This is a genomic window from Clostridium neonatale (assembly GCF_900465025.1).
GTDB lineage: Bacteria > Bacillota > Clostridia > Clostridiales > Clostridiaceae > Clostridium > Clostridium neonatale.
The window spans coordinates 1,518,262-1,538,726 of sequence record NZ_UICR01000001.1 but is presented as its reverse complement, the minus strand read 5'-3'; the positions used below and the strand labels follow the sequence as shown (position 1 = coordinate 1,538,726).

General features: G+C 26.9%; 24 protein-coding genes and 1 pseudogene. 3 read left to right on the top strand and 22 right to left on the bottom strand.

Annotated features, from left to right (window positions below):
- Positions 1-78 precede the first annotated feature (78 nt).
- The 7 genes from CNEONATNEC86_RS07040 to CNEONATNEC86_RS07010 form a co-directional block, all read right to left on the bottom strand.
- Positions 79-834, bottom strand: a complete 756-nt coding sequence (locus tag CNEONATNEC86_RS07040) for an AIM24 family protein (RefSeq protein WP_159135762.1) — start codon at positions 832-834, stop codon at positions 79-81.
- Positions 835-1,245: 411 nt separating this feature from the next.
- A complete protein-coding gene (locus CNEONATNEC86_RS07035) occupies positions 1,246-1,692 on the bottom strand; it encodes a hypothetical protein (protein ID WP_159135761.1) in 447 nt (148 codons plus the stop codon).
- A gap of 467 nt (positions 1,693-2,159) precedes the next feature.
- Positions 2,160-2,459 (bottom strand): ClbS/DfsB family four-helix bundle protein, encoded by a 300-nt coding sequence (locus tag CNEONATNEC86_RS07030; protein WP_407712866.1) that lies wholly within the window; start codon positions 2,457-2,459, stop codon positions 2,160-2,162.
- A 231-nt stretch (positions 2,460-2,690) separates the two neighbouring features.
- Positions 2,691-3,134: a GNAT family N-acetyltransferase gene (locus CNEONATNEC86_RS07025; protein ID WP_159115941.1), complete on the bottom strand. Its 444-nt coding sequence runs from the start codon at positions 3,132-3,134 to the stop codon at positions 2,691-2,693.
- A gap of 42 nt (positions 3,135-3,176) precedes the next feature.
- Positions 3,177-3,362 (bottom strand): SRPBCC family protein, encoded by a 186-nt coding sequence (locus tag CNEONATNEC86_RS21920; protein WP_316338640.1) that lies wholly within the window; start codon positions 3,360-3,362, stop codon positions 3,177-3,179.
- Positions 3,363-4,174: 812 nt separating this feature from the next.
- The gene (locus CNEONATNEC86_RS07015; protein WP_159135760.1) at positions 4,175-4,735 is read right to left on the bottom strand and encodes a GNAT family N-acetyltransferase; all 561 of its coding nucleotides are present in this window, start codon (positions 4,733-4,735) and stop codon (positions 4,175-4,177) included.
- Positions 4,736-4,852: 117 nt separating this feature from the next.
- Positions 4,853-6,238 carry an MDR family MFS transporter gene (locus CNEONATNEC86_RS07010; protein WP_125149080.1) on the bottom strand — a complete coding sequence of 462 codons (1,386 nt, stop codon included), beginning with the start codon at positions 6,236-6,238 and terminating at the stop codon, positions 4,853-4,855.
- A 152-nt stretch (positions 6,239-6,390) separates the two neighbouring features.
- Between CNEONATNEC86_RS07010 and CNEONATNEC86_RS07005 the strand changes: the two genes are divergently transcribed.
- Positions 6,391-6,954 (top strand): TetR/AcrR family transcriptional regulator, encoded by a 564-nt coding sequence (locus CNEONATNEC86_RS07005; RefSeq protein WP_058294545.1) that lies wholly within the window; start codon positions 6,391-6,393, stop codon positions 6,952-6,954.
- A 524-nt stretch (positions 6,955-7,478) separates the two neighbouring features.
- Here CNEONATNEC86_RS07005 and CNEONATNEC86_RS21485 read toward each other — a convergent pair.
- The 3 genes from CNEONATNEC86_RS21485 to CNEONATNEC86_RS06995 form a co-directional block, all read right to left on the bottom strand.
- Positions 7,479-7,670 carry a cysteine hydrolase family protein gene (locus CNEONATNEC86_RS21485; RefSeq protein ID WP_230132067.1) on the bottom strand — a complete coding sequence of 64 codons (192 nt, stop codon included), beginning with the start codon at positions 7,668-7,670 and terminating at the stop codon, positions 7,479-7,481.
- 538 nt (positions 7,671-8,208) lie between these two features.
- On the bottom strand, positions 8,209-8,379 hold the full coding sequence (locus CNEONATNEC86_RS21210) for a hypothetical protein (protein ID WP_185738741.1): 171 nt from the start codon (positions 8,377-8,379) through the stop codon (positions 8,209-8,211).
- Between the two features lie 499 nt (positions 8,380-8,878).
- Entirely contained in the window at positions 8,879-9,214 is a 336-nt protein-coding gene (locus CNEONATNEC86_RS06995; RefSeq protein WP_159135759.1) for a YnfA family protein, read from the bottom strand.
- 227 nt (positions 9,215-9,441) lie between these two features.
- On the opposite strand from CNEONATNEC86_RS06995, the gene CNEONATNEC86_RS06990 reads away from it, so the two are divergent.
- A complete protein-coding gene (locus tag CNEONATNEC86_RS06990; protein WP_159135758.1) occupies positions 9,442-10,263 on the top strand; it encodes a hypothetical protein in 822 nt (273 codons plus the stop codon).
- A gap of 39 nt (positions 10,264-10,302) precedes the next feature.
- Here the strand turns inward: CNEONATNEC86_RS06990 and CNEONATNEC86_RS06985 are convergent, their stop codons facing one another.
- The 7 genes and pseudogenes from CNEONATNEC86_RS06985 to CNEONATNEC86_RS06955 all read right to left on the bottom strand — a co-directional run bounded on the left by CNEONATNEC86_RS06985 (position 10,303) and on the right by CNEONATNEC86_RS06955 (position 14,989).
- The gene (locus CNEONATNEC86_RS06985) at positions 10,303-11,175 is read right to left on the bottom strand and encodes a methionyl aminopeptidase (protein ID WP_159135757.1); all 873 of its coding nucleotides are present in this window, start codon (positions 11,173-11,175) and stop codon (positions 10,303-10,305) included.
- 104 nt (positions 11,176-11,279) lie between these two features.
- Positions 11,280-11,684, bottom strand: coding sequence for a ribosomal maturation YjgA family protein (locus CNEONATNEC86_RS06980; RefSeq protein WP_125149082.1), 405 nt, complete (start codon positions 11,682-11,684; stop codon positions 11,280-11,282).
- A gap of 162 nt (positions 11,685-11,846) precedes the next feature.
- Entirely contained in the window at positions 11,847-12,413 is a 567-nt protein-coding gene (locus CNEONATNEC86_RS06975; protein ID WP_159135756.1) for an HD domain-containing protein, read from the bottom strand.
- 92 nt (positions 12,414-12,505) lie between these two features.
- Positions 12,506-12,966: pseudogene (locus tag CNEONATNEC86_RS06970) on the bottom strand (GNAT family N-acetyltransferase).
- Positions 12,967-13,121: 155 nt separating this feature from the next.
- Positions 13,122-13,556, bottom strand: a complete 435-nt coding sequence (locus CNEONATNEC86_RS06965) for a hypothetical protein (protein ID WP_058294538.1) — start codon at positions 13,554-13,556, stop codon at positions 13,122-13,124.
- Positions 13,557-13,692: 136 nt separating this feature from the next.
- Entirely contained in the window at positions 13,693-14,331 is a 639-nt protein-coding gene (locus CNEONATNEC86_RS06960; RefSeq protein WP_125149086.1) for a lysozyme inhibitor LprI family protein, read from the bottom strand.
- Positions 14,332-14,659: 328 nt separating this feature from the next.
- A complete protein-coding gene (locus CNEONATNEC86_RS06955; protein WP_159115936.1) occupies positions 14,660-14,989 on the bottom strand; it encodes a winged helix-turn-helix transcriptional regulator in 330 nt (109 codons plus the stop codon).
- Between the two features lie 127 nt (positions 14,990-15,116).
- Between CNEONATNEC86_RS06955 and CNEONATNEC86_RS06950 the strand changes: the two genes are divergently transcribed.
- Positions 15,117-15,509, top strand: coding sequence for a pyridoxamine 5'-phosphate oxidase family protein (locus tag CNEONATNEC86_RS06950; protein WP_159135755.1), 393 nt, complete (start codon positions 15,117-15,119; stop codon positions 15,507-15,509).
- A 336-nt stretch (positions 15,510-15,845) separates the two neighbouring features.
- Here CNEONATNEC86_RS06950 and CNEONATNEC86_RS06945 read toward each other — a convergent pair whose 3' ends face one another.
- From CNEONATNEC86_RS06945 to CNEONATNEC86_RS06925, 5 genes are all read right to left on the bottom strand, one after another.
- Positions 15,846-16,097 carry a kinase to dihydroxyacetone kinase gene (locus CNEONATNEC86_RS06945; protein ID WP_058294536.1) on the bottom strand — a complete coding sequence of 84 codons (252 nt, stop codon included), beginning with the start codon at positions 16,095-16,097 and terminating at the stop codon, positions 15,846-15,848.
- Between the two features lie 432 nt (positions 16,098-16,529).
- Positions 16,530-17,990: an oligosaccharide flippase family protein gene (locus CNEONATNEC86_RS06940; RefSeq protein WP_159135754.1), complete on the bottom strand. Its 1,461-nt coding sequence runs from the start codon at positions 17,988-17,990 to the stop codon at positions 16,530-16,532.
- 73 nt (positions 17,991-18,063) lie between these two features.
- Positions 18,064-18,576, bottom strand: coding sequence for a tunicamycin resistance protein (locus CNEONATNEC86_RS06935; protein WP_159135753.1), 513 nt, complete (start codon positions 18,574-18,576; stop codon positions 18,064-18,066).
- A gap of 187 nt (positions 18,577-18,763) precedes the next feature.
- On the bottom strand, positions 18,764-19,939 hold the full coding sequence (locus tag CNEONATNEC86_RS06930) for an acyltransferase family protein (RefSeq protein ID WP_159135752.1): 1,176 nt from the start codon (positions 19,937-19,939) through the stop codon (positions 18,764-18,766).
- Between the two features lie 210 nt (positions 19,940-20,149).
- Positions 20,150-20,404 (bottom strand): immunoglobulin-like domain-containing protein, encoded by a 255-nt coding sequence (locus tag CNEONATNEC86_RS06925; RefSeq protein WP_159135751.1) that lies wholly within the window; start codon positions 20,402-20,404, stop codon positions 20,150-20,152.
- Positions 20,405-20,465 lie beyond the last annotated feature (61 nt).

Sequence of the window (20,465 nt, the reverse complement as noted above, 5' to 3'; positions counted from 1 at the left end):
TTAGTAGCTTTATAAAATTCATATGTTATAATTTAGAAAAATAAACCTATTGCAACATATATATTTATCAAAATTTTTTTAAGCTATAGGAGCCATAAGGATTTTTCCTGTTCCACGATATACATTTACAAAGCCTTCACCTGAAACAGCAGATCCAACTAAACTCTTACTAGATTTTTCAACCCTAAAATCTAATGACTTAGACCATGCAATTGCAAAATTTCCGTCAATTCTAACTTCATCATTATCTAAAACAAATTCTATAAGTTCATCTCTTGGAACTGGACTTTCAAGTACTGCAACTCCATCACCTTCAAGGCATAAATTAAATAACCCTTCATTTCCAAGCATAGCTGAAGAAAGATTTGTTCTAGCAACTACTTTTTGTTTAACTTTTGATTCACAAGCAAGGAAAAGACCGTCATCAAGTACTAATCCATTCCATTCCGCAACATCTTCAAGTAAAATATGTTTATATGTAGGTTCAAGCATTAATAAACCATTTCCTTCATATTTAGGTTTAATTGCAGATTCTTTTGTTACTTTAGAAGATATGGCTTTGCCTAAAAGATCACCAAAGCCTTTAACATCTGCTGCCATTTTCACATTTCCTGAAGTCCATTGCATTGACCCTGCGCTTATTGTATATGCATTTCCATTTAACTCTATTAAGACTTGTCTCTTTCTTACATTCATTTCTGATGCATAATATGCAGCTATTGCATTTTGTGTATTAACACTTAAATCTTTTTTATATTCAAGTACCTTAACCCCACCTTTAGCTGCTATGATTTCTATGTTCTTATTGTCGTAAAGATTTTTGTATGTTATCATTCTCATCATCTCCCTTTTATATCTTTCATTCATTTTTAATTATAAATTATTTTGCAATATATGGCAATTAATTTATAATTTAGTATTTCATATTTTACACCAATAATTTTATTATGATTCGTTTTTTTAAATTTTCCTATAGAACTATACTTAACCATAAAACAAATTCTTACGTTCTAATGTTCTAAGTCATAATTCATTTACTCGTATAAGTAATTATCGTTTATTTCTTTTAAAAGCATTTTTAAGTTTGTAAGTAGATAAAATAAAAGTCTTTTGTAGTATTGTAAAATAAAAAATATCACAAAATTCATTTATTATTTGAATAATGTGATATTTTTAAGGCTTTATTCTAATCTACAAATTGGGATTTAACTTAATGTCGGTGACTTAAAAATTGTGATATAAAAATTATTGTTCATTTTTTAACTCAAAAACTTCTGTATTCCCATCAATATTTATAGTAACTTCTATAACTTCATCTTGCTTCTCTATTGCTCCATTTTTACTACTTGATTGCATGGTATAAGTTTTTTCTACACTATCCCCCTCATCAGAATTACCAGTTATTTTTCCGCCTGAAACACTACTCTTATATGATATCTCTACATTTTTTACTGATGATAATTCTGATATATCCTTCTTATAAGTTACTGTAAAAACCTTATTAGCTTCAGTATTACATTTAGTAACATTATTTTCTTTAGTAAATGTTACTTTACCATTTACTTTGTATTCAGCAGTCCAAGATTCATTTTCTCCCCTATAAGTATAGTCGTGTTTAATAACTTCCTTATTTGAGCAGCCTGTCATTACTAATATAGTCAAGATAATCATAAAACTAATTATTTTTTTCAACTTTCTTATCCACCTTTTAAATTTTAATCAATGATAACTTTTATTATTTATTTTCCGTATATTTCTATAATTATTTATACTGAAAATTCATTAGAAATATAATTCTTTTTGAATGTATTTCAAAATAAAAATCATACCTAACTACCATACAATGATTTATCTCTAAAAATCCTAATTTATTCATTACTAATTATAGTACATTTTGTAATTATTAAGCTATTCAAATTTCAAAGAACATTTTTTTATTAATTAATGCATCAATTTCATACATTGCGCAATATATACTTTTAAAATTTTTAATCATAAAAAACTCCATTTCGGCATTTTATATAAATTTGTCCTCACTTTATGTTCTATGGTGCAAGAGGTCCATTTACGCCCACCTTCTATGAATAATTCATCCTCTGTAAAATTATTCACTCACTCAATAAACTCCTCTACTTTTTTATTAAACAAATTTTGTAGCTCTAATAAAGAGTACTCAAAATACTCAGTATAAAAACTTTTGTAAAACCCGCAAGGTTATTCCACTTATATCCTGATGCAAGTGTAACTACTACTTTACCATCAGCTTCGTCTTTGTCCCATTTTCTAATTAAGTCTAGCCATCCTAGCTGATAAGAAATAATTTGTGATGGTGTCCTGCCAACTCCATCTATCATTTTTGATTTATCTTTTTCATCAATATTAACAAATTCTTTCACAAAAAGAGAAGCAGTCTTTTCAATCTCATGTATTAAAGCATTTTTATTTTCATATCCTTGTATAATACTCCCTCCTGTTATACTAAATAATAATTTCTTTTAATTATCTCTAGTATAATATATAAAATCTGACATCAACATGTCAGGTTTAAAGTTGATTCTGGTCCCATACCTCCTACCAAGCCCAATTTTCCCATATAATGCACCTCCTTGAAGTAATATTTTTTAACAAATTATAACATATATTCAAATATAAAATTATTTAATTTTCATATAATAATCCCATTATAATCATTATTTTGTTTTTAAAGAGCATACCATTGGTGTATATCTTAATCCATCTGTAACCTGCTCTATATCTGTATCAGCAAATCCTAAATTATGATATACTTCTATAGCATATGGAGAAGAATTTACTGTTATAGTACCAGAAATATTATCTGAGCATGCTTTTTCAAACAACAGCCTTCCAATTCCTTTTCTATGATACATACCATCTACAAAAAATAATGCAATATGACTACCACTACTGCGGGTTGCAAGCATACCAACCATATTTCTATTTTCAAATGCTCCATAGATTCTAAGCATTTTTATATAATCCTTGTCATGTATAGAATCCCAAAAAGCCTGTATACCTTCTTCGGAATAGTCTGGTGATTCATATTTTTGAAAAACTGTCCATGCTAATTGTAATGCAGTATCAAATTCACTGCATGCAAGCTCTCTTATTTCCATATTTCCTCCTTATTAGTCATTCTTCTCTCTTTATTATTAATATTATTCACCTAAAGCTTTTTTTAAATCTTTAATATATAATTCCTGCTGCTTTTTTAAATAGATTCCAGCAAACAAATTCATAATAGGATTGTTTAAAGACACTTCTTCTGTAAATTCTATTTCAGTTCCATCACCTATCTTATTAAACTTTCCAATCCAATAACCTTTCATGTTCTTATTGCTCATATGAAACTCATAACGCTCAAAAGGCTTCTTTTCTGTAATCATAAAATTTGTTGGAAATCCTTTTGATGTATATTCTATAAAACTTAAGTTATCTTTACCAATTTCAATCTTGCTTAAATCACTTCTTCATTCAAAATTACTATTGTCAGTTACAACTTTCCAAACATTCTTAATATCTGATCTAAATCTAGCCTTTATCACACATTTTTTCATATCATAATCCCCTTTTTATTTAAAATATAATTTATACACTTTTTGAATTTGAAGTATCATTTATGGTTTTTATCATACACTTACAACTAAATTAATACTATTTATAATTTATAATATAATTTCAAAGTGATATTTATAAGTATGTGAATTTTATAATGAATGAGCTAACTACTGAAGAGACACAAGAAGCAGAATTAATTATACAAGCAAAAAGAAGCTTATATATTATAGAAGCTATATTAATGTTTTAGATATGTCTCTATTAATTTAAAATGTGTCCATAAAGATATACTAGCACCAGGAAGTAATTCTAAAATTCTAAAAAATAAAAATTCTTAAGTTCCTAAATTCTTAAATTCTTGAATTCTTAAATTCTTAAGTTCTAAGATTCTAAAATTATTAGTGGCTTAGGTCAATATTTAATAGTATGAGCAATTATCATTTATTTTTTAAAAAACCATATCTAAGTTTATAGATAAAATTTTATAATAAAGTAACAAAAAAACACCACATTTTCATTTCTGAATATGTGATATTATATATATTATTAATTTTAAAATATTTAAAATTGGTAAATCTTCACTTATCTATAAATTAGACTATATTTTTAATCTATCTGACGCTAATATTGCATAATAACTAGCATCACATATTCCTTGATTATTCCGATCAGATTGACGTAATGTTCCTTCATAAATCATTCCACACTTTTTCATTACTCTACCGGAATTAGGATTTCTAGGATCATGCCTAGATTCAATACGATTCACGTGAACTTCATCAAATAGAAAATTAATAACCATTTTTAATGCCTCAGAAGTAATTCCTTCATGCCAAAATTTACGTCCAATACAATAACCAATATGAGCCATTCCAACTTCTTCATCTTGATGTACAACGCTTATCGATCCTATTGGCTCAATACTGAAATCTTTCACTATAATAGCCCATTGATAGAAATCAGAATTTTTATAATTATTTACCCAATCTCTTAATACTTGTTTGCTAATGTCTAAACTTTTATGAGCTGGCCACGTTAAATATTTTGTTACTTCTGCATCTGATGCCCAATTATTAAACATTGCTTTATCATCTTCTAATACAAATTGACGCAAAATTAAACGTTCAGATTCTATTCTTTTTGTTCCAATATTATTCATAATATCCCCTCACAAATCATAATTAATTTATTAGTAAATTATAACACATATATAAATATAACGTTCTTTAATCTCTAAAGAACGTATATTTAGTTGCTATTGACCATATTTAAAATTTTAATTCTTCTTCTCTTTGATGCAAAACACAGCCATTAAAAGTAAAATTATTGTAATACATGACATTACTGCGAATGTTATGTTTAATCCATGTATATGTGCGCTTTCCCCAAAACTTGTGACTGAATTTTGTGCTACTAGTGTCATTATTGCAACAAATATAGCTGACCCAATTGATCCTGAAATTGTTCTAAGCGATGTAAGAAGAGCCGTTCCATGAGGTGTATCTTCAACTTCAATTCCACTAAGTCCCCAGGTAACTAAAGGCATCATAAGGCATCCTATTGAAATACATCTTATGGCATTTAATACTGCTGCAACTACTATAGACGCATTTAATGGTATAAATGCCATACCTACATTACTTATAAGCATAAATAAAGCACCAGCTATAAACAACTTTTTCATTCCAATCATATCATATATTTTCCCAGCAAATGGGCTTACTATTGCCATTAAAAGTGATCCAGGAAGAGTAACTAACCCTGATACTGTTGCAGACATTCCCTTAATCGCTTGTACATATAGAGGCATAATAATAGAAGATCCCATCATAACAAGATATAATACCATGCTTCCTATGACGCTCAACATATACTCCCTGTTCTTAAAAATTCTTAATTCAAGAAATGGCATTTCCATGTGTAGCTGTCTGTATACAAATATAATCATAGCTGTAATTCCTATTATAATAGGCAGAATAATATTTATACTTAATAATGCATAATTTCCTATGTTTCCAATTCCCAAGATAATACCGCAATAAGCTAATGCACTTAAAACAAAAGACAATATATCAAATTTTTGTTTTACAGTGTCAAGAATATCATCAAAAACAAAAATAGCTAGTGCAAATGAAATAGCTATAATAATTAATGCAATAACAAATATCATCTGCCATCTCATATGATCTACAATAAATCCTGCGATGGTAGGTGCAATTACAGGTGCTGCTCCAACAGAAAGTCCATATAATCCCATAACAGAACCTGCTTCTTCTTTTGGATAAATGCTAAGAAGAACAACTTGTGCCATGGATGTTAATATTCCATTTCCAGCTGCTTGAAAAATTCTTCCAATCATAAGCATCGTAAAATTTGGTGAAAAAATATCAATTATAAGTCCAAACATAAAACATACTAAAGCAGACAAATATAATTTCTTTGTTTCAAATCTTCTTATCAAAAATGCAGTAGCTGGCATCATGATTCCCATTGCAAGAGAATAACCACTTGTAAGCCACTGCCCAATAGTTGCACTAATTTTAAGATCGTTTAAAATAGGGGGAAGCGCTGTGGTAAGTGAAGTTGCAAGCATAGATGATGCAATGCATGTCACCAATATATTTATGAATATTAATGACCTCTTTTGTTTATTAATTTTCATTAAAGTTTTCATCCTTTCCATATCCTCAATGTATAATGTTTAGATAATGATTTTATTATCTAAACAGTTGTAACTTTAATAAAAGTATATTATAATGACTTTGTTTTAACCACTACACAATTTTGTAATATGTAAATATAAAGGGAAAAAGTATGAATAAAAGCAATAATAAAAGATACCAGATAACAGATGAAAAAATAGAAAATGCATTATTAACGCTTCTTAAAGATAAAGACTTTAACTCAATATACGTTAATGACATATGTAAAGAAGCTGGAATTGCACGTACATCTTTTTATTCTCATTATGATGACATAAATGATTTGATATTAAAAATCCAGAAAAAATATTCTAATAAAATCATTGATATACTTCTAAAAAATAAGCTTTCACCAAAAGATGCCTACACAAAGTATTTTTCTTATATAAAGGATCATTCTAGCTTTTATAAAGCATATTTTATGAGTATTGATAGCAAAATATTAGCAAAAACTACTTATGATTCTATATTTGATTTATATTCCAAGCCACTAAACGATGATGAGATAGCCAAGCGTAAAAGAAAATATCATATGATTTTCATTGGAAATGGAATAAAATCTATTGCATGCAAATGGCTTTTTGATGGCTGCATAGAAACACCTGAAGAAATGACTGAAATACTGCTTCAGGAATATAGTTATATATTTTCTAATCAAAATGCAGAAAATATTTAAAAAATAATTATGATTAAAAAGACAGTAATTTATTATAAGACTTATTTATAGATAAGATAACCCCACGAAAATCCAATATTTATAATTTTTAAGAGGTTCCTAATGCTATGGCATATCTCATTCTTAACTAGTTTTTTCTTCTTTATTTAGCTTCATAATTTTCCATTCTTGTTTAATGGTATGCAAATTAACATCATATACAATCTACTGAATTTCAATTTTTAAATCTATCTCACTTATTGGAATTTATTAAAGAAAAGTTACCCCTACTTTCAATAACTTCTCTTTTGTATGCTGAAATTTTTTCATGTTCCCAATTCCAATACAAGTCAAATCAAATAATACATCAAATTCTTCTCGTCCTACCAACGCTGAATATACAGCACAATGATTTCTATCTCCCCCAACAAATTCTATTGTTTGTGTGTTAATTTTCTTAAGATATTCAAATAATTCCTTGTTAGAAAAACAACTATTTTTCTTTTTTTCATAAATGTTATTTGAGACAACAGATAGTCCATCAACTAACTTTTTTCAATTTTTCCATTCTCCCACCAAAATTTATTTGTAATATAAAACACCATTTCTGCCGGATATTCACTTATTTTTTTATTGATATTTACAATTAGTTTTTTCTCATCATATGGATATCTTTTTTTATTTCTTTTGTTTCCGACATAATCTTCTTGCATATCAATAACCAGCAAACATTTCATTTTATCACCTCTACAAATTATAATTTATTTTTAGAAAATTATAGCCTATATGCAAATATAATACTATTCGATTTCTCAGATATTAATTTACTTCGTCACTTTATAGTTATCTATACTTAACCATCTAAAATTGACTAATACCAATGTTTTAATCATTGTTGATATATATTTAAAGCATCCTGGCTATTTACTTCTCATATAGTATATTTGATATGCATTCATAAATATCAAGAGTATACAAAGCATATCTCAACGCTCTTTACATTAATGAGCATATCAAATCAAAAGTCAATAGAGCAAATAGCCTATTTATACAAATACTTTGTATACTATAAATATTAGATATAGTTATAATATCTACAACGTATTATTTACACATGTTTTAATATCATTAAATACTTTAAATACGGTCATATTTAAAGGTATAGTTAATTTTAGTATTGCGTATTAAAAAAATCGCAAATTCAATCTCTTGAATAATGCGATTTTACAAAATGTTATTTAATTTTATTGATTCATAATTTAAGAATAAGACGACTTATTTTAATCTTCGCTCATTCCATAAATTAATAAGTCCTCTAATAAGATTTAATATAAATGAAATCATCAATAAAGCAGTTCCAATTATATGAGTATTATCCTTCCACAAAAAAGGGATTGCAACTACCAATAGAAGAATTGATATTATTAACATAAATTTTGTTTTCATAATATTCCCCTTTCATTCAACTTCATTGAATTGTATAATCAGTATACCATAATTTACTATTATGAACGAATTATAACACAAATTGTAAATATCACATTATTCAATTTTCAAAGAACAAATTATTATTTAAATTTACTACGTCAAATCTTCATTATTGTGCATAAAAAAATCGCCAAGGCGACTATGGTATAATCCCCTATAAAATATAAATCCAATAGAATACAATAACTTAAATTTAAGAAAATCCTTTAGCCGTCGATTTTTTTCAGCGCATTCTGGATTTTCTGAGCTTGCCGAAGAAAAGGCCAGGCGCATATATTTTATTTTTTTATTCTTTAGGTTCAATGACATTAGTTTATTACAATATTTTTCAAGTCAGTTTATCCACAGATTATCCATGAATATAATTTCCTAAAGAATAAAAAAATACCGCAAATTCATCACTGAATAATACGGTATCTTTATTATGTAATTCTAATATATTTAACTTTATAATATTTTAACCTCTAGGTGCATACATAATTATAATAACTCCAACTAGCGCTATAAAACCACCAATCAAATCAAACTTATCAGGTATTATATTATCAATTTTCCATCCCCATAAAATTGAGAGAACAATAAATATTCCTCCATAAGCTGCATATACCTTTCCAAAATTAGCACTTGAAGGTTGTAATGTTGGAATTATACCATACAAAATTAATATTATTGCCCCAGTGATTCCATACCAAAAACTCTTTCCATCACGTAGCCATATCCATATGAGATATCCACCACCAATTTCAAATATTCCTGCTAATATAAAGTAAAATATTGATTTTATAATTTCCATATGTAAATCCATGCTCCTCACAATCTATTGAAGTAATTTCCCCAGCCATTATATCATATTTATATATCGACTATTCAATTTCTAATAACATTTTATCAATAGCTGCACACTTTATATGATTTTATTCAACATACAACTTTTCCATCTCCAATATAAATTTAATTACTAAAGAAAGAAGTAATGATATAATAGAAATAAATTTAATTAATAAAAGGAGCATTTACAATATGAACATACTAGCATCTACAGTTAGTCATGCATTTTTGCAGACACTCATAATAATGTTTGAATTGTTTGGAATAATAATTATATTTGGACTACTGCTTGGATATTTAAGAAATAAATCAATTAAAAATATTCTATCTTCTGTGGGATTTAATGGAATTATATTCACCTGTCCTGGAGTATTTATACATGAGCTTAGTCATTATGTTTTTGCAAAAATCTTCACGTACAATATAAAAGAAGTAAGATTATTTAGACCTATCAAAGGTTCTCAAGATGGAGTTTTAGGGTATGTTAATTTTTCATACAATGAGCGGAGCATATTTCAAAAGATCGGCTTATTTTTTGTTGGATTTGCACCTATATTTGGCGGCACTTTTTGTCTTCTAATAGCTATGAGATTTCTACTGCATGACACATATACTCTATTAGTAAATAACATACATGCTTCATTAAACACTGTAAATATATTAAGTACTGACTTTTTTGCATTTCAAATTAATATTTTTAAGCAAATGCTTATTTCAATGTTTTCATTTAACAATATTCATACATTAAAATTTTGGATATTCATTTATATTACTATTTGTATTTCTGCACATATTTCATTAAGTGATGCTGATTTAAAAGGCAGTTATAGTGGACTTATAACTATGTTCATACTTATTTTAGCATTAAACATATTCAGTGGATTAAATATATCACTGCCTTTAATAACTACATACAACATCATTATTGTTATACTGTTAAATACTTCATTGCTATTCTCAGTGCTGCATCTTCTTTTTTCTATATTATTAAAAAAGGTTATCTCCTATTTTTAATAAAGTCTTATAAATAAAAAGTATAATTCTATCACTATATTATTTTGATATAATTTCTACTCCATCATTTGTTACAAGAAGTGTATGCTCCCACTGAGCTGAGTAAGAACCATCCTTCGTCTTCACTATCCATCCACTCTTTTTATCAATAAAAATCTTTCTATCACCAGCATTTATCATGGGTTCAATAGTGAAGACCATTCCTGGGACAAGAACCATTCCTGTTCCTCTTTTTCCATAATGAAGAACCGTTGGATTTTCATGAATAGCAAGCCCAACACCATGCCCGCAGAATTCACGAACTACAGTATAATGGTTATTATGAGCATGCTCTGCAATTACTGCGCCAATATCTCCAAGAGTTGTTTCAAATGGTTTTATTATTGATATAGCCTTTTCAAGACACTCTTTTGTTACTTGTACAAGTTTTTTATTCTCTTCACTTACATTTCCAATCATAAACATTCTTGATGCATCTGCAAAATATCCATTTAAATTAGTAGTAGCATCTACATTTACAATATCTCCATCTCTTAATACTCTGTCTGGCGATGGAATTCCATGACACACTTCATCATTTATAGATATGCATACACTCTTAGGGAATCCTTCATAATTCAAATCTGCTGGTATAGCGCCATGATCTATTGTATATTTATGAACCATTTTATTGATTTCTTCTGTAGACATTCCTTCTTTTATATTTTCTTCTACAAGATCAAGAAGTCCACTATTTATTTCTGCTGCTCTTCGTATTCCTTCAATCTGCTTTGAATTCTTTATCATCTTTTTAAGAGGAGTAATCTTTCCTTTTGATCTTAAAGAATTTATTTTTTCATCAAATTCAAGATGGCATTTATTATATTTTAATCCACTTCCACACCAACATTCATCATTTCTGTTATTATTCATAAAATCATATCCTATCTATATAAATTAATTCTTATCTTTCATTATATTCTTGTTTATATTATAATTCATATATTATAATATATTTTTTTACATACTTTATTTCCTCACTGTTCATATACACTTCCAAATCTAACTATTTCATACAAACTTATCAATAGACATCCAACTACATAGCATATTATATCTTTAACATCAAATACAGATCCCAAAAGCACACTCATAAACTTATTTTTTTCTAAGCCTAAGAATTGTACCAGATGAAAATACTGCAGACATTCAACCCCTGCTGCAAAAATAAATATGTATAATGGAAGCAGTTTGCATTTTTTAGGAATTATACTTCGTACAGCACAGTATAACACAATCACTACAAGAACATCTCCAACATATGGTCTAATAAATTTATCATGTACAAATAATGCTATAAGTCCTTCAATAAATAATAAAAAAATAAATGCTATGGCATATCTCATTCTTAACTTATTTTTTTCTTCTTTATTTAGCTTCATAGTTTCCCATCCCTATTATAAAATTTGGATATCAATACAATTACATTCTAGTAAACAGCACTATTTTCAGTATTCTTACCGTCTTTTAAATATCATTTTTATAAAATTATTGTTTACTTTTAAAAAGGCATTATATTATTCATAAATTGGAATTTTCTCACTCTAATAATCTAATAATTTCATAACAGATTGATATTTATCTTTATAGAGCTCTTTACTCTCATCTGAAAGTTTTTCAAAACTACGTTTAAGCTTATTCTTTACAAACTCCACACCTTCAATAAAGTCCAAATTCTTTTTTACATACGCTAAATATAGTAAACTAGGTACATTATCAAAATGTGAGATAGCATCTGCGTCTGCAATACATACTTCCTCTTTTGTTTGTTTTCCATTTAAAACACTGCCTCTATGATTCTTAATGCACTGTTGGACAAGCTTAATCTTATCTGGTTGATAATTCAATTCTTTTAAAATTTCTTCTGCTATTCTTGCTCCATGAATATGATGTTCTTCATATAAGCTATAATCTGTTACCGAAGCAATATCATGCAGCCATGCCGCAATTATTACAACCTCTCTATCTGCATTATACCTATCTGCAATTAATTCTGCATTATTAACAACTGCTTTAATATGGTAAAAACATCCCATACCAAAAAAATTTGAAGGTTGTTTACACCTAAATTCAACTTCTTTGCTTATATAGTTGATTATATCTCGTCTCATATTTGATTTCTCCCTTAATTAGAATAAGAAATTGGAATTTCCATATATAAATTAAACTTTATATTATCCTACTTTTACATGGATCCTATTTTTTAAATTGAATTTTTCCATTTTTCCATCACATAATTTATAAGAAAAATACCTTCTCGCTCAACCTGTTGTTCTTTCAAAACTTTATAGCCTATCTTTTCAAAAAATGGCTTTGCAGTAATTGAAGCATGAACTAAAATTGTCTTTCCAAGTGCATATTTTTCTAATTTATTGCATATTGCTGTTGCAACGCCTCTATTTTGATAATCCTTGTGAACATAGAGACGATCTAAATAATTGTTTTTATCAATATCGCCAAAACCAATTATTTTTTCATTTTAACTGCTACAACAGTATAATTTTCCAAAAGAGACTTATTCCATCTAACAGTATCTAATTTACCTGTTGCCCATAGATCCACTTGCTCTTTAGTATAGTCTTTTATATTGATTGTATGAACTGTATCATAAAATAGATTAGCTATTTCATCAAAATCCTTTGCTGTATATTCTCTAATTATCATTCTCTCTATCTCCATTTAAAATTCTGAATATTTATTTATAATGCTGTTTGCATTTCTTCGCATATTACTTTAAGTGATACTGATTTAAAATGTAGCTCTACTGGGCTTATAACTATATTTATACTTATTTTTTTATTGATCTTATTTAATTCCTTTTAAAGAACAATCTTTTTCTCTTTTGATATCTTAAATTTAGTTTCTTCCTTACTGAAAACAATACAATTAGTTAAATCTTCGTCTATATAATTTATTGGCAGTTCTACAAATGCTACTAACTTATCTGACTTAATAAATCCAATCATATTTATCGTGTCAAGATATTCTATATTAAATTGTGAATTTCTTGTACTTATTCCATCCTGACTTAAGATATCTTTAGGAGTCGAGTATGGAGTAAATATGTACATCTTATCCCATTCAAAATTTGTTATTTGGCTAAAGTCTATTTCGTTTGATTTGTCAGTAGCTTCAATGATTGTATTTTTTAAAGCAACATCTTCTTTTATCTTATTTAATCTGTTCACACATATAAAAACTATACTACATAAAAATAATAGTGAAAAACCTAAAACAACATATTTTTTCTTCATATAACATCGCCTCCTTTATAATTTTACCAATATGGTGACAGTCACCTATCGTTATTATTACCCAAAATCTTCACACCCCATAAACAAATATCTTATTAAAATAACCCTCTTTCACTTTAATCTTTTATATTTCTCTCTAATTTATATATTTTAGCAATTCATATATTCTATCGTGAGTGTACGTTATAGTATCAAGTGCAGAAATATATGCACAAATCGTCCCACCTTCATGTCTTTGTAAATCATCCTTAATAGCTGTTTCTTTTTTATTAATCCATTCTATTTCTTCCTTTTGTAATTTTTTAAATTCATTTTCTGGCATAACTTTTTTAAGATAATTATATATATCATTTAATAAAGTATCATATTGTTTAGCAAAATCACTCGCGTATATTGTAATATCATATGTTGTATTTGCTTTTTCATTGGCTACCTTATCATTTTTTTCAATTTTGTATAATCTATCTAAGAAACTATTAAATTTTTGATTATTTGCTGAATAATCAAAATGTGTCCATACTCCTTCAAGATTTACATAATAATCTCCAATCTTGGTTCCACTACTCATAACTCCATATTCATCAAAATAATACCATTTTCCATCAATTAATTTCCAACCTATAGCATATTTATTCCCTTCTGAATATTTCCACAAAACATCCTCAGCATATTCTGTTTTTATCCACTTTGCACTTGCTCTTATTGGATTTAATGCAAATACTGAAGTTACTACTAATAAACTAACCATTGCTTTTGTCAACTTTAATTTTTTCATTTTTATTCACCCAATCACTTTTTTATTTCTATTCAAATTACACTTTACTGATTCACACAATTTATCATTGCATCATATAAAATCTCCGGTAATAACGATACCTTCTTTGGCACTTTTATGGCATCTATATCAAATCAAAAATATTTAATTCAATACGAACTAAATATTTTTGATTAGTCATTACATGATTCTGTCCATGCATTTATACCTCTATAATCATCAATTATTATTTTAGTAAATGATAACATATTTACAAATATAAAACTATTAAATTTTGAAAGATTATTGATTATTAATTCTTAATTATTTAATATAATAATCTTATATTTTATTCTGCACAATGCTCTTTTTTGACCATATCTCCCCATTCCCCTAGCATCATAAGTACTGGTTGAAGAGAATGTCCTAAATCAGTTAGTGAATACTCTACACGTGGAGGAATTGAATTATATTGCATTCTACTTACTATCTTATCATTCTCAAGTTCTTGTAAGCTTTTACTTAACATTATATTAGAAATACCATTTAAGCTTCGCTGCAATTCATTAAAACGAATTGATTCTTGTTGAGTAAGATTCCATATAATAGGTAATTTCCATTTTCCATTTAGCATACTAAGAGCATAGCTCACAGGACAATTATCGTATTGTTTATCCATTAGTTATTTTCTCCTTACTTAGTAAGTTTTTTTTCAGTACTTGTATTAAGTTTACTATCTTTTATAATAATATCATAACGTGCAAAAAAAGATATTTATTTAAGATTATTATTATGGAGGAACAAATATGAGCAAAGTAGTTGATTTTTTAAATGAAATAAAAACATATTATTTAGCAACAGTAGAAGAAGGTGAAGCAAGAATTAGACCAATAGGCGCTACTGTTGAGTTTAATGGAAAAGTCTATTTAGGAACTAATAATCAAAAAGAGATGTTTAAACAAATTACTAAAAATCCTAGTATTGCTGTATCAGGATATAATGGTGATAAGTGGATAAGAATTACTGGTAAAGCAGTAGTTGATAGTAGTGCTGATGCAAAAAAAGCAATGCTAGATGCAAACCCACTTTTAAAGAATATGTATAGCGTTGAAGATGGTATTTTTGAAGTTTTCTATATAGATGATATGAAAGCTACGCTTTACCCATTTACTGATGCACCTGTAGAGTTAGAAAACTAATAAAATCAGACAAGCTATATATTATTAAGTATGTAGCTTGTTTTTATATTCAAAATCTCTATATTAATCAATTAATCATTATCTAATTGCACAAATCTAATTTCATATAAATAGATGTATCCATTGGACTAGTATTGTATTTGTTAATATAACACTATAAAATTTCAAAGAGTATTCTTTAATTATTTGATATCTCAATCTACAAATATATAAAAAATATCGCCTATTCATTTATTATAAATAAGCGATACTTCAATAAGCATATTAAATTTTTCATATATCAATATTAGATTTACTAATTCACCTTATTGATAACTTAAAATTTATAGTTATTATCTAACCTTGAAGACCGTTTGCCTGTCTTTCCATATTTTCTACGACAACATCATGAATATCTCCGAGTGAAGCACAATACTCAAGTACTTTCCATGGAGCGTTTGTGTGAAAATGAACTTTAACCAGCTCATCATCACCAACTGCAAGCAAGCAGTCTCCTTCAAAGTTTTTAGTAATATACTCATTTATTTCATCTTCTGAAAGATTTTCTCCTGCAATTAATAATTGTGTATCAAATCTATATTCAAGCATAATAATTCTCCTTTTAAAATTTAAAAATTTATATTTATTTGTTAGTAAATTATAGCACTTTTATTAATATAATACTATTTAATATTGCAAATTTTTATTTATGAATTTATTACTTCACCTCTAAATTTCATCAATAAAAAATATCACATAATCCATTGGCATATAATGCTTGGCGAGGCACGAAACTAGCATTATAGCCCATCTTCATCTGCTGATGAAGATGTTTCCTTTATCATTGAATAATGTGATATTTCAAACTAATATTTTAGCAATACATATTATAAAAATCTCATCTTATTTCTATTGCTATGATCTTAGTAAGTTTAACTCAAGTATTTTCTTAAACTAATTTATAATATATCATTTGAATATTATAAATTATTATCTCATATGGTTTAATACAATAATATTTAAATACTCATTAAGTAATATTTATCTTCTTAATAAAGACTTAAATTTACTATTACACCTATCATAAACATCAAAAAATACATTATCTTTTGTACTTATTAATATTCCCAAATATATTGCTCCACAAAGAATAACATCTAATGCACAAGAAATAATCATGTTTTCCACATATTTATTGACTATAAATGTTATTGGAATAAACAATAATGAATAATAGAAATATTTCATATTTTCAAATGAAAACAGCTTTATGTCCAATTTTAATTTTGTTCTTATAACCCTATATTCTAATAAAATTACTAATACATTAGAAATCATAGTCACCATAATTGAATTTGCTGGAGTAAATACATTAAGTAATACGAGAATAAAATTAACAACTACATTAAATATTCCACATATAAAAAATATTTTTACATCTTCATTTTCTTTTTTATACAGATATATAATCTGATTTGATATGATTCCTTGTACACCTAAAGTTAGCATATATATTGAAAATACTATCATTACAGGATACCATGGAACATATTTAGGTCCAAATATCCACATTACCTGCTTTGAAACACAAAGAAGTCCTATTGATGCCGGGAATAACAATAGAAAATATATTTTCATCACTTTATTTAATAATGAAAAATATGTATCATCATTATCATTTCCACGGTTATTAGCAAGCCTTGGCATTGTTACTTGAATTATAGTAAGCATTAATGTATTTATTATGAGCATTGCTTTTTGAGCTATCCCATATGCTGACAAATCTGCTTCACTGCCAAATTTTATTATTAATAGCCTGTCACATTGAGTATACAAAAGGCTTGTATTTGAAAGAATTACTGCAAGAAACATGGGCTTTATATACTCTTTTATTCTTAAGTTAGAAAAATCAAATCTTATTTTTTTTCTAATATAAAAATAGCTCCACAAATTATTTACTATATTTACTGCAACCCCAAGATAAATGTATATAAAGAAATCATCGATTGAACGTATAACACATAAAATTATGATTGAGTAAATTATCTTTACTATCATTGTTTTAACTGCAATAAAATCATAATTTTCTAAAGCTTCATTGATCCACTCTACATAAAATAAATTAAAGACTATATTGAATCCTAAAACAACACATGTATAAAAAGCTGGATTATCTCTATAAAATCTAAATAAAAATATCATATAACATGCTGATACAATTATTGTTGCGATTGTACTTATTAAAAATAAGCTTGTAAATGTCTGCCTCAACTTCTTTTTATCATCTCGAACCTTGCTTATTTCTCTTAATCCATATTGATAAACTCCAAAGCTTGCAAATGCTATAAGCACTGTATTAAACGTTTCTCCTTGCGTGATGTATGAAAACTGCTTTTCAGTAAATGTTCTTGTTATAACTGGCGTAACTATTATAGGTAAAATTATATTAAATATATTTAATATTGATTTAAAAACTGCATTTTTTGATATAGATTTAGCCATATTTTTTCTCCTAAACATATTATTAAATGTATTTGTTATAAACGTCTAGATCGATGCTTTATTTATATAGAAGTTAATTATTGAGATCAATATCTTTATAATTATTTCCTAAAATGATCCTTACTGCCTCTTTTGTACTTGCATTTGCATCTATTTTTATTCCATTAATATCTTTTTCAAATGCATTTAAGCATCTATCAATTTGCTGCACAGTCCATGAGTTATCATCTTCACCTCTTTTTGATAATCTTTCTAATATAACAGACTTTTTAGCAATAAGAATATAATGCTGAAGATCAACCCCTTCTTTTATAAGCCTTTCTATGATCTGGCCATAGTATTCTTTATTTGTAAGTGTCATTGGAACAATGATTGTCCCAGAATAATTTTCATGAATGTATTTTAGCATGGAATAATTAAACTCACGCCACATTGGTATATCTTGAAAATCACCTTTTTCCTTAATACACTGTGGTGAATTATCCCAAATAAATTCACCTGCCATTTCAGGATCATATATAAAAGAATCTTTATTGAGTATTTTTTTATATAGAGTTCTTATTTTTTCTTTAACATAATCAATCATTTCTAATTTTTTAACAATAACTCACTATCTTTTATCTAATTTACAATTATTCTCTTAAATTTATTATAATTTAAATCTAAAATGTCTCCACAAAGCTATAATAGCACTAATCACCAAATTCTTAAGGATTTGGGACTTTAAGAACTTAAGAATTTTTCTTCTTAAATTCTTAAGTTCTTAAAAATATTTAACTGCTATGATTTTTATTGAGCTCCACATCATAATATTTTTTTCCTTGAATTGCTTTTACAATCATTCCATCAACCTGATGAAGAACAATTGCAGTCATAATAGTGCATACATAAACTGCAGCCAGATAAAGAATATTATTTGAAATAGTTATATATTGTGAATTTAATACAACCAAGAAAAATCTATGAATAAGATAAACTTCAAGTGCTATTATTCCTAAGAAATCAAGAATCTTATTATTTAATCTGACTTTCATTGTTAAAATAAGAATAAAGCTTACAAAAAATGTTGTTGCTAATGTTTCGCATAAAAGACATACAATTGAGCATGCCCGTCCAGCTAAGCCTGGACGGTAATAAGAAAGCATCATTACAACAACAATTGCAACACCTGTTAATACAATTGTTCCTACGCTACTAATAGCAAAAAAAGTAGCATACCGTTTTTTAATACATGAAATAATTCGTTCTTCATTTTTAGCTACATACATGCCTATAAATAGTAAAAAGCTAGTATTATACCACCATTCACCTTGAAGCCAAAAAATTCCGTGGCCTGCTGCTATTCCTACAATTAAATATGCTATTGAAAAAATACCCATTATTTTAAATGCTTTATCCTCATTTTTGCCATATTTAAAAGCTAAGTAAAATATAATATAAAATATTGCAATAGTAATCATATACCATGCATTAGAATTCATAAGAGTAATACCTAAAAATGTTGTTATTCTGAAAAAAATATTATCCATTCCCATCACAAGTGGATTCATATCATTATACATTGTTCCACCTGTAACTAATACAATTACAGTCAGAATAGTATTTACTACATACAAAGGCACAAGAACAACTGGTATCCTTTTTCTTAAAAAACCATTTAAATAATTTGGTTTATTTTTATAACTTTTAAATAATCCATAACCTGAAAAAAAGAAAAATACCCCTACAAATAAGAATCCAATTAGAGCAAATATACTTAATGCTCCTGCTCCTTGTCCACTATAAACAAAAGGCTGAACAAAATGATGTGCAATAATACATACAGCCCAGAATCCCTGTATTCCTTTTGATACTTTTAAACTTAAGAAGTCTTCATTAAAATTTCCTTTTGGCGCTATTTTTACACCTAAAAATAATATAAATGCAAAAATAAGTAAATAAATTGTCATTATTGTCCCCCCATATTTTGGTAGCATCAACACTAATATATAAATTTTAAACTTTTATTCAATATGTATATTTATATATGTTATGTTATTTTTTTCAATTTATTATTTTCTTTATTATAGCACTAATTATAAAAAGTAAATACATTATTATTTTTTAATATTATCTTAAAGAAATCTATTATCAATGCAGCCATAACACCTTTTCTTAATTTAATCAATTTCAAATTCTGCTACAAGAGTCCTATATCCTATTTTGTTACTCACCTCTTTTACTATCTTATACTTTCCTGCTGTAAAATCTTCAAAATCTTTTATAATATCTAATTTACACTTATCCCTATTTATTTCTTTAGGTCCTATTTCATATGCAAGATCAGTAAAATATGTTTCATCAGAAAACTCCAAAAGATTCCCTTTATCATTTTCAAATTTATAAACCTCATAGTACTCCTCACAACTTAGCATGTAAACTCAGAAATAAAAATATAGCATTATTCAAAATTAATTTGTTAATTTGAATAATGCT

Coding starts and splice junctions, on each gene's coding strand:
- CNEONATNEC86_RS07010 (WP_125149080.1), bottom strand. CDS start 6,238: ATGAAAATTAATAAACAAAAGAGGTCATTAATATTCATAAATATATTG.
- CNEONATNEC86_RS06995 (WP_159135759.1), bottom strand. CDS start 9,214: ATGGAAATTATAAAATCAATATTTTACTTTATATTAGCAGGAATATTT.
- CNEONATNEC86_RS06975 (WP_159135756.1), bottom strand. CDS start 12,413: ATGAGACGAGATATAATCAACTATATAAGCAAAGAAGTTGAATTTAGG.
- CNEONATNEC86_RS06965 (WP_058294538.1), bottom strand. CDS start 13,556: ATGAAGAAAAAATATGTTGTTTTAGGTTTTTCACTATTATTTTTATGT.
- CNEONATNEC86_RS06925 (WP_159135751.1), bottom strand. CDS start 20,404: ATGCTAAGTTGTGAGGAGTACTATGAGGTTTATAAATTTGAAAATGAT.
- CNEONATNEC86_RS07005 (WP_058294545.1), top strand. CDS start 6,391: ATGAATAAAAGCAATAATAAAAGATACCAGATAACAGATGAAAAAATA.
- CNEONATNEC86_RS06955 (WP_159115936.1), bottom strand. CDS start 14,989: ATGGATAAACAATACGATAATTGTCCTGTGAGCTATGCTCTTAGTATG.
- CNEONATNEC86_RS07025 (WP_159115941.1), bottom strand. CDS start 3,134: ATGGAAATAAGAGAGCTTGCATGCAGTGAATTTGATACTGCATTACAA.
- CNEONATNEC86_RS06980 (WP_125149082.1), bottom strand. CDS start 11,684: ATGAAGCTAAATAAAGAAGAAAAAAATAAGTTAAGAATGAGATATGCC.
- CNEONATNEC86_RS06940 (WP_159135754.1), bottom strand. CDS start 17,990: ATGGCTAAATCTATATCAAAAAATGCAGTTTTTAAATCAATATTAAAT.
- CNEONATNEC86_RS06935 (WP_159135753.1), bottom strand. CDS start 18,576: ATGATTGATTATGTTAAAGAAAAAATAAGAACTCTATATAAAAAAATA.
- CNEONATNEC86_RS06985 (WP_159135757.1), bottom strand. CDS start 11,175: ATGAATAATAACAGAAATGATGAATGTTGGTGTGGAAGTGGATTAAAA.
- CNEONATNEC86_RS06960 (WP_125149086.1), bottom strand. CDS start 14,331: ATGAAAAAATTAAAGTTGACAAAAGCAATGGTTAGTTTATTAGTAGTA.
- CNEONATNEC86_RS06930 (WP_159135752.1), bottom strand. CDS start 19,939: ATGACAATTTATTTACTTATTTTTGCATTTATATTATTTTTAGGTGTA.
- CNEONATNEC86_RS06945 (WP_058294536.1), bottom strand. CDS start 16,097: ATGCTTGAATATAGATTTGATACACAATTATTAATTGCAGGAGAAAAT.
- CNEONATNEC86_RS21485 (WP_230132067.1), bottom strand. CDS start 7,670: ATGAAATGTTTGCTGGTTATTGATATGCAAGAAGATTATGTCGGAAAC.
- CNEONATNEC86_RS07015 (WP_159135760.1), bottom strand. CDS start 4,735: ATGAATAATATTGGAACAAAAAGAATAGAATCTGAACGTTTAATTTTG.
- CNEONATNEC86_RS21920 (WP_316338640.1), bottom strand. CDS start 3,362: ATGAGCAATAAGAACATGAAAGGTTATTGGATTGGAAAGTTTAATAAG.
- CNEONATNEC86_RS06950 (WP_159135755.1), top strand. CDS start 15,117: ATGAGCAAAGTAGTTGATTTTTTAAATGAAATAAAAACATATTATTTA.
- CNEONATNEC86_RS07040 (WP_159135762.1), bottom strand. CDS start 834: ATGATAACATACAAAAATCTTTACGACAATAAGAACATAGAAATCATA.
- CNEONATNEC86_RS06990 (WP_159135758.1), top strand. CDS start 9,442: ATGAACATACTAGCATCTACAGTTAGTCATGCATTTTTGCAGACACTC.
- CNEONATNEC86_RS21210 (WP_185738741.1), bottom strand. CDS start 8,379: ATGAAAACAAAATTTATGTTAATAATATCAATTCTTCTATTGGTAGTT.